This window comes from Selenomonas sp. WCT3 (assembly GCA_900100835.1).
Taxonomy (GTDB): Bacteria; Bacillota; Negativicutes; order Selenomonadales; family Selenomonadaceae; genus Selenomonas_A; species Selenomonas_A ruminantium_E.
In genome coordinates this window covers 104,118-123,987 of the sequence record FNCM01000008.1, presented here as the reverse complement: position 1 = coordinate 123,987, position 19,870 = coordinate 104,118, and the positions used below count along the sequence as shown (strand labels likewise).

The 19,870-nt window shown below is 52.5% G+C and carries 19 protein-coding genes; 2 read left to right on the top strand and 17 right to left on the bottom strand.

Annotated elements, in window-relative coordinates:
* Positions 1-273, top strand: a 273-nt coding sequence (locus BLQ36_RS08775) for an IS3 family transposase (protein WP_143558728.1), incomplete at its 5' end; no start/stop codon positions are given.
* Positions 274-413: 140 nt separating this feature from the next.
* Here BLQ36_RS08775 and pyrE read toward each other — a convergent pair.
* The 17 genes from pyrE to cobO all read right to left on the bottom strand — a co-directional run bounded on the left by pyrE (position 414) and on the right by cobO (position 18,078).
* Positions 414-992: an orotate phosphoribosyltransferase gene (gene pyrE, locus BLQ36_RS08770; protein ID WP_074515241.1), complete on the bottom strand. Its 579-nt coding sequence runs from the start codon at positions 990-992 to the stop codon at positions 414-416.
* The gene (gene pyrF, locus BLQ36_RS08765) at positions 993-1,709 is read right to left on the bottom strand and encodes an orotidine-5'-phosphate decarboxylase (RefSeq protein WP_074515240.1); all 717 of its coding nucleotides are present in this window, start codon (positions 1,707-1,709) and stop codon (positions 993-995) included.
* Positions 1,710-1,741: 32 nt separating this feature from the next.
* Entirely contained in the window at positions 1,742-2,677 is a 936-nt protein-coding gene (locus BLQ36_RS08760) for a dihydroorotate dehydrogenase (protein ID WP_074515239.1), read from the bottom strand.
* Positions 2,674-3,447 carry a dihydroorotate dehydrogenase electron transfer subunit gene (locus BLQ36_RS08755; protein WP_081342294.1) on the bottom strand — a complete coding sequence of 258 codons (774 nt, stop codon included), beginning with the start codon at positions 3,445-3,447 and terminating at the stop codon, positions 2,674-2,676. The genes BLQ36_RS08760 and BLQ36_RS08755 overlap by 4 nt, the downstream gene beginning before the upstream one ends.
* Entirely contained in the window at positions 3,434-6,661 is a 3,228-nt protein-coding gene (gene carB, locus BLQ36_RS08750) for a carbamoyl-phosphate synthase large subunit (RefSeq protein ID WP_074515238.1), read from the bottom strand. Before carB ends, BLQ36_RS08755 begins: the two co-directional genes overlap by 14 nt.
* 3 nt (positions 6,662-6,664) lie before the next feature.
* Positions 6,665-7,735, bottom strand: a complete 1,071-nt coding sequence (gene carA / locus BLQ36_RS08745; RefSeq protein WP_074515237.1) for a glutamine-hydrolyzing carbamoyl-phosphate synthase small subunit — start codon at positions 7,733-7,735, stop codon at positions 6,665-6,667.
* Positions 7,736-7,753: 18 nt separating this feature from the next.
* Positions 7,754-9,040 carry a dihydroorotase gene (locus BLQ36_RS08740; protein WP_074515236.1) on the bottom strand — a complete coding sequence of 429 codons (1,287 nt, stop codon included), beginning with the start codon at positions 9,038-9,040 and terminating at the stop codon, positions 7,754-7,756.
* Positions 9,037-9,984, bottom strand: a complete 948-nt coding sequence (locus tag BLQ36_RS08735; protein ID WP_074515235.1) for an aspartate carbamoyltransferase catalytic subunit — start codon at positions 9,982-9,984, stop codon at positions 9,037-9,039. Before BLQ36_RS08735 ends, BLQ36_RS08740 begins: the two co-directional genes overlap by 4 nt.
* A gap of 377 nt (positions 9,985-10,361) precedes the next feature.
* Positions 10,362-10,676 (bottom strand): hypothetical protein, encoded by a 315-nt coding sequence (locus BLQ36_RS08730; protein ID WP_074515234.1) that lies wholly within the window; start codon positions 10,674-10,676, stop codon positions 10,362-10,364.
* Between the two features lie 119 nt (positions 10,677-10,795).
* The gene (locus BLQ36_RS08725) at positions 10,796-12,409 is read right to left on the bottom strand and encodes an MBL fold metallo-hydrolase RNA specificity domain-containing protein (RefSeq protein ID WP_074515233.1); all 1,614 of its coding nucleotides are present in this window, start codon (positions 12,407-12,409) and stop codon (positions 10,796-10,798) included.
* 133 nt (positions 12,410-12,542) lie between these two features.
* Positions 12,543-12,890, bottom strand: coding sequence for a DUF2752 domain-containing protein (locus tag BLQ36_RS08720; RefSeq protein ID WP_074515232.1), 348 nt, complete (start codon positions 12,888-12,890; stop codon positions 12,543-12,545).
* Positions 12,883-13,278 carry a DUF4234 domain-containing protein gene (locus tag BLQ36_RS08715; RefSeq protein ID WP_074515231.1) on the bottom strand — a complete coding sequence of 132 codons (396 nt, stop codon included), beginning with the start codon at positions 13,276-13,278 and terminating at the stop codon, positions 12,883-12,885. The genes BLQ36_RS08720 and BLQ36_RS08715 overlap by 8 nt, the downstream gene beginning before the upstream one ends.
* Before the next feature lie 130 nt (positions 13,279-13,408).
* Positions 13,409-14,029, bottom strand: coding sequence for a hypothetical protein (locus tag BLQ36_RS08710; RefSeq protein ID WP_074515230.1), 621 nt, complete (start codon positions 14,027-14,029; stop codon positions 13,409-13,411).
* 149 nt (positions 14,030-14,178) lie between these two features.
* Entirely contained in the window at positions 14,179-15,096 is a 918-nt protein-coding gene (gene murB, locus BLQ36_RS08705) for a UDP-N-acetylmuramate dehydrogenase (RefSeq protein WP_074515229.1), read from the bottom strand.
* Between the two features lie 16 nt (positions 15,097-15,112).
* Positions 15,113-15,604 (bottom strand): tRNA (uridine(34)/cytosine(34)/5-carboxymethylaminomethyluridine(34)-2'-O)-methyltransferase TrmL, encoded by a 492-nt coding sequence (gene trmL, locus BLQ36_RS08700; protein ID WP_074515228.1) that lies wholly within the window; start codon positions 15,602-15,604, stop codon positions 15,113-15,115.
* A gap of 120 nt (positions 15,605-15,724) precedes the next feature.
* Positions 15,725-17,377, bottom strand: a complete 1,653-nt coding sequence (gene ilvD / locus BLQ36_RS08695) for a dihydroxy-acid dehydratase (RefSeq protein ID WP_074515227.1) — start codon at positions 17,375-17,377, stop codon at positions 15,725-15,727.
* 164 nt (positions 17,378-17,541) lie between these two features.
* The gene (gene cobO / locus BLQ36_RS08690; RefSeq protein ID WP_074515226.1) at positions 17,542-18,078 is read right to left on the bottom strand and encodes a cob(I)yrinic acid a,c-diamide adenosyltransferase; all 537 of its coding nucleotides are present in this window, start codon (positions 18,076-18,078) and stop codon (positions 17,542-17,544) included.
* 78 nt (positions 18,079-18,156) lie between these two features.
* On the opposite strand from cobO, the gene BLQ36_RS08685 reads away from it, so the two are divergent.
* The gene (locus BLQ36_RS08685) at positions 18,157-19,776 is read left to right on the top strand and encodes an SGNH/GDSL hydrolase family protein (protein ID WP_074515225.1); all 1,620 of its coding nucleotides are present in this window, start codon (positions 18,157-18,159) and stop codon (positions 19,774-19,776) included.
* The last annotated feature ends 94 nt before the right edge of the window (positions 19,777-19,870 follow it).

Here is a 19,870-nt window from a genome sequence, read left to right as displayed (position 1 = left end):
CAATATACGAACAGGAATTTCCACCACAAACTGGAAAAACAGGGAATGACACAAAGCATGTCCCGTGTAGCCCATTGCATTGACAACGGTCCTATGGAAGGATTCTGGGGCATCCTTAAGCGGGAGATGTACTACGGCAGACGTTTTACCAGCAAGTGTGAACTTATGCGTTCGATTGAAGCATACATTCATTATTACAACCACAAGCGTGTGCAACGTAACCTTGGTATCCTAACACCGATAGAGAAACATACCTTGTATTTAGCCGCATAAAAAGGCCGGCAGACGAATCTGCCGACCAAAGAAATCTTATATTTTTTTATTGTCCTCTTGACGGGGAGCAGTTCACTAGATTTTTGGTCTAACTTATGGGGCTTTTTATGCTTTATAGAGTTTAGCTTGTTTTTAGATGGTTATTTCTTCCCCGTGCTTCCACGCTTCGTCATCGCGATGCCCTGTTTACAGAGCGGGCATTCTTCTGGCTTATAGGTTTCGACGTTCATGTGGAGAAGTGCTTCGCAGGGAACATCGCCGAAGTTGGCTTTGCCACCGCTGCGGTCGACCAGCATGCTGACCGCTACGGGGATGCCGCCGTGGGCTTTGACCACTTCGATGACTTCTTTGATGGAGCCGCCAGTGGTTACGATGTCCTCGACAATCAGGCAGCGCTCGCCTTCATGCAGGGAGAAGCCACGACGGAAGGTCATCTTGCCATCGACACGCTCGGTGAAGATGGCCCGGGTGCCCAGGGCCTTGCCCGTCTCATGGGCCAGCAGGATGCCGCCGGTCATCGGCCCTACTACGGTCTCGATGTTGGCATCCTTGAATTTTTCGGCCATGGCCTTGCAGAGCTTCTCGGTGTACTCCGGTTTCTGGAGTACGTTGAATTTCTCCACATAGTGCGGGCTATGGAGGCCCGAAGTCAGGACGAAATGGCCATCCATGATGGCATGGCTCTCTACGAGCAATTCTTTTACTTCTGCTTCAGTCATTTATCTTACACTCTCCATTTCTTTGAGGATGGCTTCGGCGGCAGCCTTGGGGTCCTTCGCCGCGCGGATCGGGCGGCCAATGACAAGATGGCTCGCACCATCGCTTAATGCCTTGGCCGGCGTAGCGATGCGGCTCTGGTCATCGACGCTTGCGCCCTTAGGCCGCACGCCCGGCGTCACGATCAGGAAATCCGGGCCGCAGGCTTCGCGGATGAGGGCGGCTTCCTGAGGGGAGGCCACGACGCCATCGAGACCTGCTTTTTTCGCCAGCTTTGCATAGCGGACGACGGCACTCTTGATCTGCAGTTCCTGCCCCAGCCCCTCCCAATCTTCCTGATTGATGCTCGTAAGTACCGTTACGGCAATGAGCTTTGGGCAGGGAATGCCGCGCTTGTCGGCCTCCTCGTGTAGGCGCTCCGCTGCGACCTTCATCATGGTATAGCCACCACCAGCATGCACATTGAGCATCGTGGCGCCCAGTCCCATCAGCGAGCAAAGGCCGCCCGCCACGGTGTTGGGAATATCATGCAGTTTGAGGTCCAGGAATACATCTTTACCTTGGGCTCTGAGCCATTTTACCACGTCGCCACCGACGCTGTAGAAAAGTTCCATGCCAACTTTATAGTAGGATACGCTATCTCCCAGTGTATTGACGAGCTCCTTGACATCCTCCATCGTATGGAAATCAAGAGCTGCAATCAAACGTTCATCTGCCATAACGTGCTCCTTTCGAATCGTTCATTTCTAAATCAACCAATCTGGACCTTGCCAACGATATCCTGGATACTATCCAGGTTACGTGTGGCCAGATAATCATTGAGTCCATCGCAGATCTTCATGGTCACCGCCGGGTCGGCAAAGTTTGCCGTACCTACGGCTACGGCGCTGGCACCAGCGAGGAAAAACTCCACGGCATCCTCCCAGCAGGAAATGCCGCCCATGCCGATGATTGGCACCTTTACGGCTTGGGCAACCTGCCAGACCATGCGCAGGGCCACGGGCTTTATGCATGGGCCCGAAAGGCCGCCGGTGATATTGCCAAGGGTCGGCCGCTGGGTATGGATGTTAATCTCCATGCCCATGAGCGTATTGATGAGCGATAAGATATCCGCACCGGCATCCTCGCAGGCTTTAGCCATCGTCACAATATCCGTGACATTGGGCGACAGCTTCAAGATGACCGGTTTTTTTGTATGTTTTTTGGCTTCGCGCACCACAGCAGCCGCCGCTTTGGGGTCCGTGCCGAAGACGATGCCGCCCTCTTTGACATTGGGGCAGGAAACATTGAGCTCAATGGCGGCGACGCCTTCGACATCGAGCATCTCAGCCAGTACGCCGTATTCCTCGACGGTGCTGCCCGAGATATTGACGATGACGTTCATGCCATACTGGCCGATACGCGGCAGCGTATCTTTTAAGAATACCTCAACACCGGGATTTTCCAGGCCGATGCAGTTCATCATGCCCATGGGCGACTCGGTGATGCGCACGCCATCGTTGCCGCGGCGCGGCTTCAGCGTCGTACCCTTGACCATGACGCCGCCTAGGCGCGAGAGGTCGACAAAGTCGGCAAACTCCTCGCCAAAGCCGAAGGTGCCCGAGGCTGTAAGAACTGGGGTATTCATCGTAATGCCGGCGATATTCGTGTGCAGGCGCTGGTCTTTTTCCTGTAAGACATGACTCATGCGAACACCTCCCCTGCCTCAAATACCGGGCCGTCCTTGCAGACCTTCTTGCGCTGGCCATTGGTCGTATCAATCGAACACGACAGGCAGGCGCCCAGCCCGCAGCCCATGCGTTTTTCCAGCGATACCTGGCAGCGCACGCCGTGTTCCTTGGCGATCTTAGCGATGCCCTTCATCATGATCTCAGGGCCGCAGGCGACCACAAGGTCATAGTCCTTCTTTGCCAAAAGCTCGGGCAAAAGCGTCGTGGTAAAGCCCTTCGTGCCAAGGCTGCCATCATCGGTGGTGCAAAAGATATCCTGCACCTTGCCCGTGAATAGCTCCTGCCAGAAAAGCTCGCCTTTGGTCTTGCCGCCCATGAGCACATCGGCTTTGCCCTGCAGGGCAGCTGCATAAAAGAGCACTGGGGAAAGTCCCATGCCACCACCCACAATCAGTGGTTTTTTCGCTGCAGTATCAAAGCCATGACCAAGAGGTCCAAGAACATTTATGGTATCGCCAGCTTTAAGCTCCGATATGGCCTTCGTGCCCTTGCCCACCACGCGGTAGATAAAGGCGACGGTGCCCTTGTCCTTATCGGCAGCGGCAATGCCCACCGGGCGGCGCAGCAGGCAGCTGCCATTTAAGATGCGCAGCTGCACAAACTGACCAGCCTCGGCAAGCTCAGCCACTTCGGGGGCCTTTACGACCAGCTGGAATACCTGGTCGTAAAGCTCCCGCTGGCTTACGATACGAGAGTCAACCGTTACTTTTTTCTTAGGCAAGGCCATCACCACCACCGACATAATCCTGAATGGCTAGGCTGTAAACCAGGCGGCGTTCACGCATGAAGGAGAGCACGCGCAGGACTTCCCAAGCTGTATCGAGAGAGGTCAGGCAGGCAATGTCATGCTCTACCGTTGCGCGGCGAATCTTGAAGCCATCCTTCAAGGAGTGCTTGCCCTGGGTCAGCGTGTTGATGACCATGTTAATCTTGCCGCTCTTGATGCGCTCGATGATATCGCTGCTGCGCTCGTGCACTTTGCCGACAATCTCCACATCGATGCCCATGGACTGGATGGTCTTGGCGGTACCTTCGGTAGCGGCGATCTGGAAGTCGAGCTCCGAGAAAGCCTTGGCCAGCTGTTTCATCTCTTCTTTATCCTTATCGGCCACCGTGAAGAGCACGCAGCCCTTGGTGGGCACATTGGTGCCGGAGCCGATGATGGCTTTGTAGAGGGCGCGGGCATAGTGGTAATCGATACCCATGACCTCACCCGTCGATTTCATCTCAGGTCCGAGGGCGATATCGACATCGGTCATCTTGGCAAAGGAGAATACCGGTGCCTTGACGGCCACATATGGTTTCGGCGGGACAAGACCGGACTTGTAGCCAAGTTCTTTTAAGGTGCTGCCCATGGCGATGCGCGTCGCAAGGTTTACCATCTTGACATCGGTGACCTTCGAAAGGAATGGAACCGTACGCGAGGAGCGCGGGTTGACCTCGATGATGTAGACCTCCCCATCGGCTACGACGAACTGGATGTTTAAGAGGCCTTTGACGTGCAGGGCTACAGCCAGGCGTTTCGTATAGTCGATGATGGTGTAGATGACCTTCGAGGGCAGCGTCTGGGGCGGATAGACCGCAATGGAGTCGCCCGAGTGGACGCCAGCGCGCTCGACATGTTCCATAATGCCCGGGATAACCACGTCGACGCCATCGGAGATACCGTCAACCTCCACCTCGGTGCCCTGCATGTAGCGGTCAACGAGTACCGGATGATCCGGCGTGACCTTTACGGCACGGCTCATGTAGTCGCGCAGCTCGTCTTCGTTGTAGACGATTTCCATGGCGCGGCCGCCTAATACATACGACGGGCGGACCATGACCGGATAGCCGATGTTTGCGGCACCCGTGATGGCATCTTCAAGGTTCGTGACGCTGATGCCCTGGGGACGCGGAATCTGGGTCTGGGTGAGAACTTCGTCAAAGCGCTCGCGGTCCTCGGCCCGGTCGATATCGTCAACTGACGTACCGAATACCTTGACGCCAGCTTTCTGTAAGGATGCGGCAAGGTTGATAGCCGTCTGGCCGCCAAACTGGACGATGACGCCTTCTGGTTTTTCCTTGTCGATGATGTTAAGTACATCTTCGGTGGTCAGTGGCTCGAAGTACAGGCGGTCGGAGATATCGAAGTCCGTCGATACCGTCTCCGGGTTGTTGTTGATGATGATGGCCTCGATGCCCATCTCCCGCAGAGCCCAGACTGAGTGAACCGAGCAGTAGTCAAACTCCACGCCCTGACCGATGCGGATTGGGCCCGAGCCGAGGACGATGACCTTGCGGGCATTGGAGGTCTGGACCTCATCCTGCTCGGCGCGGAAGGTCGAGTAGTAGTACGGCGTAGCGGCCTCGAACTCAGCGGCGCAGGTATCGACCATCTTGTAGGCGGGCAGGATGCCCATGCTCTTGCGGGTGGTGCGGATCTCGTCGACGGATTTGCCCGTGATCTCGGCAATGGAGACATCGGCAAGGCCCACGTTCTTGGCCGCCAGCATGTGTTTCGGCGTCAGCGGCTCGCTCTTAAGCGTCGTCTCCACGTCGGTGATGTTCTTGATCTTGTGGATGAACCATTTGTCGATTTTCGTAATAGCATGGATCTCATCGACGGTGGCGATGCCGCGGCGCAGGGCCTCGGCGATGACGAAGATGCGCTCGTCGTTGATGCGCGCCAGGTTCTTCTTGACCCGCTCGTCGTCCCAGGCATCCATCTTATCCATATGCAGGCGGTGCACGCCGATCTCCAAGGAGCGCACGGCCTTCAAGATGGCGCCCTCGAAGTGGCGGTCGATGCTCATGACCTCGCCTGTGGCCTTCATCTGCGTGCCCAGGGTGCGGTCCGCGTAGACGAATTTGTCGAAGGGCCAGCGCGGGAATTTGACCACGCAGTAGTCTAGGGCCGGCTCGAAGCAGGCCTTCGTCTTCTGGGTGACGGCATTGGTGATTTCGTCAAGGGTATAACCGATGGCGATCTTGGCCGAAACCTTAGCAATCGGATAGCCCGTAGCTTTCGACGCCAGTGCCGAGGAACGGCTGACGCGCGGATTTACCTCGATGACATAGTATTTGTTGCTGTTGGGGTCCAGGGCATACTGAGCGTTGCAGCCACCCTCGATGCCCAGCTCGCGGATAATGCGCAGCGAGGCACTGCGGAGCATCTGATACTCGTGATCCGTGAGGGTCTGGGACGGTGCGACGACGATGGAATCGCCCGTATGGACGCCCACCGGGTCGAAGTTCTCCATGTTGCAGACGGTGATGCAGTTGTCATTGCCGTCGCGCATGACTTCGTACTCGATTTCCTTCCAGCCGGCCACACTGCGCTCGATGAGGACCTGGCCGATCATCGAGTAGTTGAGTCCTTTGATGACGATATCGATGAGTTCTTCTTCGTTCTCAGCGATACCACCGCCGGTGCCGCCCATGGTATAAGCCGGGCGCACGATGACCGGATAGCCGATCTCGTTGGCGAATTCGACTGCCGACGGCACATCCTCGACAATGGTGGACTCAGGAATCGGCTCGCCGAGTTTCTGCATCGTCTCTTTGAACATTTCGCGGTCCTCGGCCTTCTCGATAGCCTCCAGCGGCGTACCTAAAAGCTCGACACCGTATTTTTCCAGCACCCCGCGCTCAGCCAGCTGCACCGCAAGGTTCAGGCCGGCCTGGCCGCCCAGCGTTGCCAAGAGGCCATCCGGACGCTCCTTCGAGATGATTTCCTCGAGGAATTCCGGCGTCAGCGGCTCGATGTAGACGCGGTCCGCGATATGGGAGTCGGTCATGATGGTAGCCGGGTTGGAGTTTACGAGGACTACTTCCAGGCCTTCTTCTTTTAGCGAACGGCAAGCCTGGGACCCAGCGTAGTCAAATTCTGCGGCCTGGCCGATGATGATTGGGCCCGAGCCGACGACCATTACTTTTTTGAGATTTTCTTTCTTTGGCACAGTTTATTCCCCCTTGAGCATCGTCCAGAATTGATCGAAAAGATACATATTGTCATCCGGTCCCGGCGATGCTTCCGGGTGGTACTGTACCGAGAAAATCGGCAGGTCTTTGTGGCGCATGCCCTCCACCGTGCCATCGTTGACATTGATATGCGTAACTTCCAGCGGCAGGTCTTTAAGGGATTCCTCGTCGACGGCATAGCCGTGGTTCTGGGAGGAAATCTGCACGCGACCCGTCAGAAGATTTTTGACCGGCTGGTTGCAGCCGCGGTGGCCAAACTTTAATTTGTAGGTCTTAGCTCCAAAAGAGCGTGCCAGTAGCTGATGGCCAAGGCAGATGCCAAAGATTGGCTTCTTACCGATGAGTTTCTTGATTTCCTCGACGATCTCGGGAACGTCTGCCGGGTCACCAGGGCCGTTGGAGAGGAAGATGCCGTCAGGACTTAAGGCCAGGACTTCCTCCGCCGTGGTATGAGCTGGCACCACCGTGAGCTTGCAGCCCAGGTCATGCAGGGATTTTAAGATATTCTGCTTGACGCCGAAGTCCATGGCGACCACATGGGGCGCATCGTTAGATTCTGCCTCCATGGTATAGGTTTCCGGCGTCGTGACTTCCATGACCACATCCTTCTTGATGGGCACGGCGAAGAGCTCGTCGATTTCGGTCTGAGCAGCGTCCTCGGACACGATAATGCCCTTCATGGTGCCGGCTGAGCGGATCTTGCGGGTTACGGCGCGGGTATCCACGTCGTAGAGGCAGGGTACCCCCTGCTTCGTCAGGAAGTCTGCAAGGCTCGTCTCATAGTGCCAGTTGCTGCCCACTTCGCAGAGCTCACCGATGATAAAGCCGTTGACAAAGGATTTGCGCGACTGCATGAAAAGGTCCGCGATACCGTAGTTTCCAACCATCGGATAGGTAAGGGTCAGAATCTGACGGCAGTAGGACGGGTCCGTAAGGCTTTCCTGATAGCCCGTCATGCCTGTATTGAAAACAACCTCGCCGGTTGCCTTGATGTTATTCAAAAGTTTGCCGTGGAAAACGGTACCGTCCTCCAGGATCAATTTACCTTTCATGAAATCACCTCATATAGTTTAAAGAACTTCGCCATCCTGCATAACAATCTTGCCAGCAACGACCGTCAGTACCGCTTTGCCTTTGAGCTCGCGGCCGATGAACGGGCTATGGCTGCCCTTCGTGTAGAATTTCTTCTCGTCAACCGTCCAGGAAAGTTCCGGGTCGATGACCGTGATGTCAGCACTTTTCCCCACTGCCAGCGTGCCGGCATCCATGCCGAATACCTTAGCCGGCTCGCAGGTCATCTTGGACACGATTGTAGCAAGATCCAGCTTGCCTGCGTGGTAAAGGTCCGTCAGCATGATGCCAAGGGACGTCTCAAGACCAGGGAATCCGCTGGGTGCATAGATGTATTCGCGGTCCTTGTCCTCCTGGGCATGCGGGGAGTGGTCCGTGACGATGGCATCGATGGTGCCGTCCTTGAGCCCTTCCAGCAGTGCGTCGCAGTCCTGCTGGGCCCGCAGCGGCGGATTGATTTTCGTTGACGTGTCAAACAGGTTGACGCATTCGTCGGTCATGGTCAAATGCTGGGGCGTAACCTCGCAGGTGACGCGCACGCCGCGTTTCTTGGCCTGGCGCACGATGTCCACGGCCCGGGCCGAGCTGATATGGGCCACATGGACGCGGGAATCGGCGTATTCGGCCAGCATGATGTCGCGGGCTACGGCGATGTCCTCCGCCACTGTCGGGCGGCCTTTAAGGCCCAGCATGGCACTGCGATGACCTTCGTTCATGACGCCGTCTTCCACCAGAGAGGTCTCTTCGTCGTGATTGACAATGACCTTATCGAAGGTGTGCAGGTAGTCAAAGGCATTCAAGAGAACCTTGGCCTTTTGGTCGTAATGGCCATCGTCAGAGAAAGCAACCGCGCCGGCTTCAATCATATCGCCAAGCTCTGCCAGTTCCTTGCCCTCCTGTCCCTTCGTCACGGCACCGATGATCTTCACGTGGACTTTGGCCACATCTTCGGCGCGCTTTTCGAGGCTGCGCACCATGGCGGCATCATCTACTGCTGGTTTCGTGTTCGGCATGGTGCAGACCGTCGTGAACCCGCCAGCAGCAGCAGCATTGGCACCGGACTCGAAGTCTTCTTTTGCCTCCTGGCCCGGCTCGCGGAAGTGCACATGCAGGTCGATAAGGCCCGGCGTTACGACTTTCCCAGCAGCATCGTAGACCTCTGCCCCATCGGCTGCGAGGTTTTCGCCGATTGCCTTTATCTTGCCATCCTCGACGAGCACATCGGCGATTTTATCGAATTTCTCGGCCGGATTGATGACGCGGCCGCCTTTGATCAAAAGTTTCATTCCTGTTTTCCTCCCGTCAATACCAAGGTAAAGAGTGCCATGCGGACTGCGACACCATTCTGGACCTGTTCCTGAATGGCGGAGTTATCGCCATAGGCAGTGAACGGAGAGATTTCCCAGCCCTTGTTCATGGGGCCTGGATGCAGGATGAGCACATCGTCTTTGGCAAGCTTCAGGCGCATGTCGTTGAGGCCAAAGATGCGGGCGTACTCCCGGGTCGTCGGGAACAGGCCGCCCTTCATGCGCTCGAGCTGGATGCGCAGCACCTCGATAACATCGGCGTTAGCGATGGCATCTTCGATGCGCTCGTGGACAACGACGCCGGGCTCCTGATAGAGGAAACGCGGGATCAGCGTCTTTGGGCCGGCGATATGGACTTCCATGCCCATCTTGCGCATGCCGTAGATATCCGAGCGGGCTACGCGGCTGTGCAGTACATCGCCGATGATGGCGACCTTGAGGCCCTCGAGATGGCCCTTGTGCTCCTGAATCGTGAAGAGGTTCAAAAGGCCCTGGGACGGATGGGCATGAGCTCCATCGCCAGCGTTCAAGATGACGGGGCTTACGACCCGGGAGGCGTACTCAGCGGCACCCTCGGCCTTATGGCGCATGACAATGGCATCGACGCCCATGGCCTCCACCGTGTAGAGGGTATCGCGCAGGCTCTCGCCCTTGACGATGGAGCTGGTGCCAGCCGTGATGTTTACCACATCGGCCCCCAGGTATTTACCAGCCAGCTCGAAAGAGGTGCGGGTACGGGTGCTGGGCTCATAAAACAGCGTGACAATGGATTTTCCGCGCAATGTCGGAACCTTCTTGATATCACGATGGATGATGTTCTTCATTTCCTTCGCGGTCTCAAGTACGAGACGAATTTCCTCTGGGCTGAAATCCTCCAGGCCCAGGACGTTCTTACCTCGCAAGGATACATTAGTTTTTCCCAAGTCAATCACTCCTTAACATGTTGACAGTCATAATTATACATTACTTATGTATAAAGTTTCAAGGAGAAATCCATTGCCTTTTGCTATTTATTCATCAAAAAAGGGCTTTCCTATGCGTATGCATAAGAAAGCCCAAGCTTTACGATAAACTTATAGCGTTGTAAGTTGCTTCCCTTATGCGCATCGCAGTACGCATTTTAAAAGGTAATGTATTTATATGTCCTTGAGCAGCTCTCGTCTGCTTTGCACTTATTATACCCTCACCGCGGACAAAATGCAAGAGAGTATTTTATCTTTTTCAAGGACATATGACATCTTTTTCTTTTCAGCACGAAAAAAGGGAACGCAACGTCTTACTGGCTGCATTCCCCATCGTTTTAAACGGCCGACGGAACAAATTCTTCCTCGGCATACCCATACCTCGCCGTAACACGGTATATCAGGCGGTCATCCTCGGCACTGCGAATCGTGATATGATCAAGATCCCTCAGCATCGCCTTAATATCCATGACAGCTGCCATACTGCTAATGTAATCAATAGCCCTGGCCATACTGATTCTATGCCGCTCTGGTTCCACGGCTCCTTCATGATAGACATCCATATTGACCTTGGCCTCTCGGTTCACCGGATAACGGCATAGTTCCGGTTCCCAAGCGTTTGTTATCTTCTTGATACGCTCGATTTGTTCCATTCCCCTGCTTCTCCCCATCACTTACATCCTTATTTGCATTGTTTAACATACATCATAATAGCAGGATGGGCGGTGAGCGTCAAGGCCTAAAGTCCTATTAATTGAAATTTAATCTCACATCAAATATTAAAGGGCGCGAAAAGTTTTTTCATGTAATTAAAGCCTTTGGTAATCGCCTTGATAAGTGGTTCCATTGTCTTAGGCTGACGAATGGCCAGCTGCATGACTTTGTGGCGCAGATTCCGATATTCGGCGTCGAACTCACGCAGCTGCTCCTCCATTTCCATTTCCACCGATACTTCGGGAATATTGGAGAGCTGGATTTCCGATGCGCGGCCGCTGATTTTTACCGCATCGCCGCGAAACGGAATGTAGACCTCTTCCCCACACTCCTTTTGGATGCGGCTTTTTAACGCTTCCTGTCCCTGGGCTTCGCCATGAACGATAAACACCTTGGCAGGTTTTGGGTCTTGGAACTTACTTATCCAATCCATCAGCTGATTGGCATCGGCATGGGCCGAAAAACCATCGAGCATTTGAATCTGTGCCTTTACGGCCACCTCTTCACCTAAGACACGGACGCGTTTGATACCATCAATCAAGCGGCGGCCTAAGCTGCCTTCCGCTTGATACCCCACAAAGAGAATCGTAGATTCCGGGCGCCAAAGGTTGTGTTTTAAGTGATGGAGAATGCGGCCCGCATCCGCCATTCCGGAGGCGGACAAAATGATTTGGGAACTTTCCGAGCTATTGAGGGCCCGGGATTCCTCTGGCGTTTCGCAAATGCGTACCTGGGGAAAATCAATCATTTTCCCACTTTGTCCAAACATCTGAATGGTTTCTTCATCAAAATCCTGGAAATTTCGCATAAAGATACGAGTAGCATTGATGGCCAGCGGACTGTCAATGACAATGGGAATATCCCCATCAAGTCTTCCCGCCTTCCAAAGGTTGTAGAGGTAATAGAGCAGTGTCTGGGTACGGCCCACGGCAAAGGAGGGGATGATTACATTACCCCCGCGATCCATGGTGTCATTGATGATTTCCAGCAGAGCCGTCTCTTTGTCGTAAATCTGGTGAAGCCTATCGCCATAGGTGGATTCAACGATGAGAAAATCGGCGCCCGTTACCACGGTTGGATCCTTGACAATGGGCTGGCTGGGCTGTCCTAGGTCACCGGAAAAGACCAGTTTGGTGGTCTTCGTATCTTCGGTAACGAGAATCTCTACAATTGCCGAGCCTAAGATATGTCCCGCATCATGGAAGGTAACCTCAACGTTATCCCCTAGCAGAAATTTCGTTTCGTAGGGCATGGGTACAAAATGTTCCAGTGCATCCGTTGCATCCTGCAGGGTATAAATTGGTTCGATTGGTTCCTCACCACGGCGCCGATTCTTGCGATTGGATAGTTCTGCATCCGCTTCCTGAATGTGGGCGGAATCAGGAAGCATGATTTGTGCCAAATCGCAAGTTGCCTTAGTGGCATACACCGTGCCCTGGAATCCATCCCGGACGAGTTTTGGAATCAGCCCACAATGATCTACATGGGCATGGGTTAGGATAACGCTGTCGATATTAGCCGGATTAAAGGGGAATTCGTCGTAATTATGTTCCCGAATCCGGCGGGAACCCTGAAACATTCCACAATCAATTAGATAATACCGTTCAAGAGTTTCTAACAAATAGCACGAGCCTGTAACCGTATGTGCTGCTCCTAAGAATTCCAACCGCATAAGAATCCACTCCTTTGCTATTTCTTTGTTGATAATATTCGCAAAATAGCCAGAGTTTTCCTGCCGAAGCTAAGAAAAAACTACTGTCCCGGCAAGCATTGCCAAGACAGTAGCCCTTGTTTCGATATTCCGTTTAAAGATTGCGGACAATCCCCCATAGAAGAAGAGTTATCACGCAGAACCAGGTCAATACCGTTGCTGGCACAAAGGACCAGGTTTGGGGATTATGCTGATGCAGCATCAGCAGCAGTATAAAAGGCGACAACAACATTACCACCGGATTGGCCGCATAGGCACCAGCGAAATCGCCATAGGACAATCGTACAAACATGGTGGTGATTCCGCAGCCAGGACAAAGCAATCCCGTTAGTGTCCGAAAGGGACAATGCAGGGTGAAGAGCTGATACCGGGCACTTAACAAATACAACAGCCCCAGTATTAGCCAACACCATAGTGTCAGCCCACTATGCTTTTTAAGCATTGGGATACATCTGCTGCGGCAGCTGACTGCCATTTTGCGCATCAAAATCGAGAACATCATTGATGCTGCTCTGAATTAAGGCATAAGAAACAATTCCCAGAGCAAAAATAGCCAATACAATGTACAGCAGTCCGCTGTTGTTATCGGCATGCATTCCGCGCATGGTCTTAGCTTCCGTCATGGTCTCACCCATTTTATAAAGCCAATAGAAGCTATAAATCCCGCAAGTCACCAAGGTATAGAGAATTACCATTCCTCCCGAAGCCGTAGTCTGCCGGCCTACCAGGCAATGAGACTCTTCGGTCATCTTGTACATCCAATAAATACCATAAATACCGCAAGTGATTAACGTGAATACAATAGCGAGTCCAATACTTCTTTTTTCCATAAGAATCTCCTCTTTTACTATAAATTTGATAAATTCCTACATAAGTATACGACGCTATAATTAAGAAATCCTTTAACTTTTTATAAAAGATTACTAAATTCTATATATTTGTCTGGGCACAATTGCTTTCTTATTCCGGCTGAAGTTCCGAAGAGTCTTTCCAATCGCCTTCTTCTTGGGCTTCCGGTGCTTTCTTGGGTTCGTTTAGTTGGAAGCGGCGAGCAATGCTGGCGGCCATACCTTTGTAATAGCCAGCGGCCTCAGCTTCACTTCGCACCGTGTCCCCCACAATGTTGGCAATCGCCAGCGAAACTAAGATGCCGATAATCGCTCCCAGGACGCCGCCAAAATAGTCGGCAACAGCGATGAGAATCAAGCTGGAGATGAGCAGCAGCATTCCATCTCCAGCGGCATTGGCAACGCCGAAACTGCCGGTATATTTTTTCCGTGCTTGGAAGGACAGCTGATTATAGTAATGCTGGAAACACCAGGGCAAGGCATAATTGTTTAGCTCATCAAGGGTTGCCGGATGAAGTTCCTGATGTACCCGACCATTTTCGCGAAGCTGTACGAGAAACGCATTGTGCAGATAATCGCAGCGAATGATAATCTCCCAGCCTTTCGCAATAGAAAAAGCGCAAACTGGAATCTCGCCATCGCTATCATATTTGGGGGCGCTATCTCCATTAGCCCGCTTTATAAAGATACCTTTATCGTCTTGATAGACTTTTGTTTCAATATCATAATACAATTCACAATCACTCCTAGGGGACTATTATATCATACCTTTTGTGGGGAATCTATGACGGATTCTATTTATTTCCATTTATTTATACCACACTTACTATTTTTTTTGTATAAAAAAAAGCGACTGCAGATTTTGCAATCGCTTAAGATTTTTTATTCCTCGCCAATCATGCGAACCTCTGGCTGTAACTCCACGCCGTGCTTTTCTTTTACCCGGCGCTGGACTTCGTGGATGAGGTTTACCACATCCGCAGCTGTAGCTCCACCGGTATTAACCACAAAGCCCGCATGCTTTGTGGATACCTGTGCACCGCCAACGGAAAATCCCTTTAGTCCCGTCTGGTCAATGAGCGTACCAGCAAAATAACCTTCCGGCCGTTTGAAAGTGCTGCCAGCACTGGGCATTTCCAAGGGCTGTTTGCTTTCCCGGCGATCCGTGTAATCGGCAATCTTGGCCCGGATTTCTTTTTCATCGCCAGGCTGCAACTGCAGCTCTACTTCGCAGATCGCTTCCCCATTGCTCTGGAATACGCTATGACGATAGCCAAGTTCCATTTCCTCATGGGAAAAGGTATGCAGGTTGCCCTGCTGGTCAACAGCCCGAACTACATCGGCAACATTTTTCGTTTCCCCATCGTAAGCACCAGCGTTCATGAAAATGGCACCGCCAATGCTGCCCGGAATGCCGCAGGCATACTCAAGTCCTGTTAGGCCGTTGGCAGCAGCACACTCGGACACATCTTTGAGAAGGGCACCGGCACCGGCAATGATTCGCGTTCCCTCGCAGCGAATCGAAGACATGGGTTCCGCAAATTTTATTACGACGCCGCGGATGCCCTTGTCGCGAACCAGCATATTCGAACCATTTCCCAGCATGGTCAAGGGCAGCTCGTATTCTTTTACCAGCGTCAAGACCTTTTGTACTTCTTCTAAGGAAGCTGGGAAAATCAGACAGTCAGCCGGGCCGCCGATTTCAAAGGTGGTATGTTTACTCATGGGCTCATCCAGCAACAATTGCTCCGGTTTCAAAAAAGCCTGACAAGCCTTGACAAAGTTTTCATTGATTTTCATGCTATCATCCTATCTGTTATTTCGACCACATGCGAAGTCCCGGACCGGCTTCGGCAAGATTTGCATAATCCATCTGCCGCATTGCTTCATAGGCGACAATGGCCACGGAATTGGAAAGGTTCAACGAACGCGCTTCGGCAATCATCGGAATCCGCACGGTGCTGTCCCAATTGGCATTGAGGATTTCCTCGGGAATACCGGCAGACTCCTTGCCAAAGACCAGCATATCCTCATTGGTATAAGTCACTTCCGTATGGGCACGTGGCGCCTTGGTGGACAGATAATAGAAATTGTGTCCGTGGTACATGGCAAGAACCTCGTCGAAATTCTCATGGTAATGCACCTTCACCAGATGCCAATAGTCAAGGCCTGCCCGCTTCAAGTATTTATCGTCGGTGGAAAAGCCCAGAGGCTTGACTAAGTGCAGCTCGATACCCGTGGCCGCACAAAGACGGGCAATGTTGCCTGTGTTGCCGGGAATCTCCGGCTCTATTAAAACTATATGCAAAATCTACACCTCAAATCGTATTTCAACGTTCCTTATTATAGCGAATTCCCCAAATAAATACAAGCCTTCCCCACGGGAGAAGGCTTGCACACCGTTGACAAGTCAAATTTGACTTGTCAATTATTTGAGTACCGCACCGGTGCTGGCCGATGTGGTAAGTTTTGCATAGCGGGACAAATAGCCGTGCTTGATTTTTGGCTCAGGCTGTTTCCAGGCCGCTTTCCGCTTAGCCAGTTCTTCATCGCTGACTTTGAGCTCTAGCTTGCGGCTAGGAATATCGATGAGGATGGTATCGCCATCTTCAATCAGAGCAATGGGGCCGCCCTCCATGGCTTCCGGTGACACATGGCCCACGCAGGCTCCCTGGCTGGCACCGCTGAAACGGCCATCGGTAATGAGGCCCACCTTAAGGCCGCGCCCCGTGATAACTGCGGTTGGATTTAACATCTCCTGCATGCCCGGGCCGCCCTTCGGGCCCTCGTAGCGAATGACCACCACATCGCCATCGACGATGTCCCCCGCCATGATGGCATCACAGGCAGCCGTTTCCGAATCGTAACATTTGGCCGTGCCCTCGTAGGTCAACATATCGTCTTTAACCGCCGACGCCTTGACCACGGCATAGTCCGGAGCCAGATTACCCTTGAGGATAGCAATGCCGCCCTCTTTACGATAGGGTTCTTCGACACTGTGGATGACGCTTCTATCTAAGACCTTCGCGTTTTTGATGCGTTCCCCCATGGGGCCAGTAACGGTCAGCGCATCGAGGTGAATGAGGTCTTTCTTAGAAAGTTCATTCATTACTGCCGAAATGCCGCCGGCTTCCTCCAGGTCAACCATGTGATGGGTTCCACCCGGGCTGAGTTTTGTAATATACGGCGTGCGGCGGGAGATTTCATCAAAGAGTGGCGCTGGAATCTCAATGCCGGCTTCATGGGCGATAGCGGTCAAATGAAGCACCGTATTGGAAGAACCGCCGATTCCCATATCCACCGTGATGGCGTTTTCAAAGGCCTTGCGGGTCAAAATATCACGGGGTTTGATGTCGTTTTTGACCAAATCCATGATAACGGCACCAGCCCGTTTGGCCAGCAGCCGGCGGGCTCCTGTATAAGCTGCCGGAATTGTGCCATTGCCCGGCAGAGCCATGCCGAGAACTTCCGATAAGGAGTTCATGGTGTTGGCGGTAAACAAACCAGCACAGGAACCGCAGCCTGGGCAGCATTTTTCCTCAAGCTCTGCCATTTCCTCAGCAGACATTTCGCCAGCCGCGTATTTCCCTGCCGCTTCAAAGGCCTGGCTGACGCTGACATCCCGGCCTTTGAACCTTCCCGGAAGCATCGGGCCACCCGATACCACCACGCAGGGAATGTTAAGCCGGGCGGCGGCCATGAGCATACCCGGTACGACTTTATCGCAGTTCGGAATCAGCACGAGGCCATCAAACCCTGAAGCCATAGCAACGGATTCTACGGAATCGGCAATAAGTTCACGGCTGGCCAGGGAATACTTCATACCCTGATGGCCCATGGCGATGCCGTCACAAACACCGATAGCCGGAAATTCCACAGGCGTTCCACCGGCGGCTGCCACCCCCAGTTTTGCCGCATCCGCAATCTCACGAAGATGAATATGACCAGGAATGATTTCATTGAAGGAATTGCAAATACCAATCAACGGCTTTTTCAAATCCTCTGGCCCATAGCCATTGGCATGGAATAAGGAACGATGAGCGCAGCGGGTAGCGCCCTGCTTAACGATGTCACTTCTCATTTTTCAACTCTCCTAATCCTGAGACATAAACTTCATCGCAAGGAAATGTCTATCTCATTTAGACATTTGATGATAAAATCTCATTACATAGTTACAATTCTACTTCATTCGTTGGTGAAAAACAAGTAATAACCGGAAAAATATTTACACTGTTACAGCGTTTTCTAAAATTCAATTCCCATCTGGGCTTTGATGCCCTGCTCATACGGGTGCTTGATTTGCTTCATTTCCGTGACCAAATCCGCCTTTTCGATGAGTTCCGGCTTGGCATCACGTCCCGTCAGAACCAGATGCAGATCTTTCGGGCGGCAGGCAAGCAGTGCCAAAACATCGTCTACCGTTATGAGTCCAAACTTTACCGCATAGTTGATTTCATCGAGAATGACCAAATCCCAGTCACCGCTGGTAATGGCCTCCCGGGCCATGGCCAGTGCCTTGGAAGCAGCCTCTTTATGCTCCTGCTCCTCGTGTTCTTCCGTATTGGTAAATCCCAAACCGCACTGCTTGATTTCGATGCGGCCATCCGCAGCCGCCAAGGTCTCAAGCGTCTTGAGCTCCCCATACTTCCAGCCACCCTTAATGAATTGCAGGATGCAGACCCGCAGGCCATCTCCCCAAGCCCTGACGGCCTGCCCTAAGGCTGCTGTCGTCTTTCCTTTACCATTTCCTGTGTGAACAATAACCAAACCGTACTTTTCCAATACCTCTCACCTCTAAAATATGTTATACTTAGTGTTATACAATATTTTAAATAAAATTCCTGCAATTTGGTGTTATATATGAAGAAATTTTTACTTTTTACCTTTGTAATCGCATGTTTTACGATATTTTTTGCCTATATCGCGGAAAAAACCGATATTCTTGGTCTGCAGGGGATAACGCTTCAGACTTCCTTTGACGAGCGGGATGGTCATATGGTTCTATCCTGGGATCCCCTTCCCTATCCCTGCTTCTACAAGGTCGAAACCTACTCCCATACCACAGGGCTGGTGGAAGGCGAACCAGAATACCATTTCTTTACGAGTGGTTTTACCCATAACGCCTCCTATGAAGTGCCCCGCAGCGGTATCCCCACCTGCTACCGCGTTACGGCTTACGGCCTTTTTGGTCCCTTGACGCCGCCATCGGATCCCATTGAAAATCCGATTTACAACAAAAATATTCTGTCACCGGTATCCATTTATCATTATACCGAAGATAATCCCGCCAGCTTGATGCCATTTTTGGTCTGGCATGCCGTTCCCAACGCTGTCTGCTATGAGGTGGAGCTTTTAGCAGGCAAACCGGCCCAGGAAGGCGGCACCGCTCTGGATAAGACCAACCATTTGGAAAGCACCAAAATGATTTTCACCAACGGTTGGCAGGCTGACCTGCGAAAATACGCCCACCGCAAATTCATTTACTGGCGGGTTCGGGCCCTGGATCTGCATCACAATCCCATCGGCGAATTTTCTAAAGCCGAGGAACTTCACATCAATCCAGACATGCCGCAGCCCAATCATCCACTGCTTAATACCTTTGACCAGATGCCGAATTTCCAGATGCCAGTCTATCCGGTCTACCAGTGGATACCACTGAACAATGCCACGCGCTACGAGGTGGAGCTTATGATACATCCACCAGCAGAAGAAAACGGCACGACAACGGAAGCCGACGCCGTCTGGCGCAAAACCGTCGATGTGGCTACAGCTTGCTACGATGAATATCCCCGCCCCTATGCCGGCGATTATTATTGGCGGGTCCGGGCGGTGGACCAGCAGGGACAGACCATTGGCAGCTGGTCGGATACGGCTCACTTCACCATGCCGGAGTTGCCTGAGCGCGTGCCGGTGGCTGTCCTTGGCGACAGCATCACCCATGGCGGCGGCGCCGTTTCCAATTCCCCGGCAGCCTTGGAGTACAGCTACACTACTTACTTTGATTTCCCCTGTTTAAATCTCGGACGAAGCGGAGATACCTCCAAGACATCCCTGGAGCGCTTTGACCAGGATGTGCTGCCCCTTCGGCCAATTAATCTATTGATTCTCACGGGAACCAACAGCTTGCGGGCCCCCAACACCTCCCCGGAAAGCGTTGTAAACGATTTGAAAATTATTCGGGATAAATGCCTGGCCAACGACATCCGCCCCATCTTTTTAACGCTGATGCCGGTTAATCCCCCCAATATTCTCTTTGCGTTCCAAGCTCCCACTGACCCGAAGTGGAAAACGAAACTTAGAATCATCAACAGCTGGATTCGCCAGCAGGATTACTATATCGATTTGGAACCATACTTCTACGACCCCACTCATAAATTCATGGACAACAAATTCTCAGTAGATGGCCTTCACCCCGATGTCTATGGCAAGATGCTCATGGGGGAAATCATCAATATGAACCAGGACAAACTGCTCCGCTAAAAAAGGGCTGGATTCGAAAACGGATCCAGCTCTTTTTGCTTATTAAATGCAATTGATTGGAATTTATTCACAAATATCATTGACACTACGCAAA

Coding starts and splice junctions, on each gene's coding strand:
- pyrE (WP_074515241.1), bottom strand. CDS start 992: ATGACTGAAGCAGAAGTAAAAGAATTGCTCGTAGAGAGCCATGCCATC.
- pyrF (WP_074515240.1), bottom strand. CDS start 1,709: ATGGCAGATGAACGTTTGATTGCAGCTCTTGATTTCCATACGATGGAG.
- BLQ36_RS08760 (WP_074515239.1), bottom strand. CDS start 2,677: ATGAGTCATGTCTTACAGGAAAAAGACCAGCGCCTGCACACGAATATC.
- BLQ36_RS08755 (WP_081342294.1), bottom strand. CDS start 3,447: ATGGCCTTGCCTAAGAAAAAAGTAACGGTTGACTCTCGTATCGTAAGC.
- carA (WP_074515237.1), bottom strand. CDS start 7,735: ATGAAAGGTAAATTGATCCTGGAGGACGGTACCGTTTTCCACGGCAAA.
- BLQ36_RS08740 (WP_074515236.1), bottom strand. CDS start 9,040: ATGAAACTTTTGATCAAAGGCGGCCGCGTCATCAATCCGGCCGAGAAA.
- BLQ36_RS08730 (WP_074515234.1), bottom strand. CDS start 10,676: ATGGAACAAATCGAGCGTATCAAGAAGATAACAAACGCTTGGGAACCG.
- BLQ36_RS08725 (WP_074515233.1), bottom strand. CDS start 12,409: ATGCGGTTGGAATTCTTAGGAGCAGCACATACGGTTACAGGCTCGTGC.
- BLQ36_RS08720 (WP_074515232.1), bottom strand. CDS start 12,890: ATGCTTAAAAAGCATAGTGGGCTGACACTATGGTGTTGGCTAATACTG.
- BLQ36_RS08715 (WP_074515231.1), bottom strand. CDS start 13,278: ATGGAAAAAAGAAGTATTGGACTCGCTATTGTATTCACGTTAATCACT.
- murB (WP_074515229.1), bottom strand. CDS start 15,096: ATGAAAATCAATGAAAACTTTGTCAAGGCTTGTCAGGCTTTTTTGAAA.
- ilvD (WP_074515227.1), bottom strand. CDS start 17,377: ATGAGAAGTGACATCGTTAAGCAGGGCGCTACCCGCTGCGCTCATCGT.
- BLQ36_RS08685 (WP_074515225.1), top strand. CDS start 18,157: ATGAAGAAATTTTTACTTTTTACCTTTGTAATCGCATGTTTTACGATA.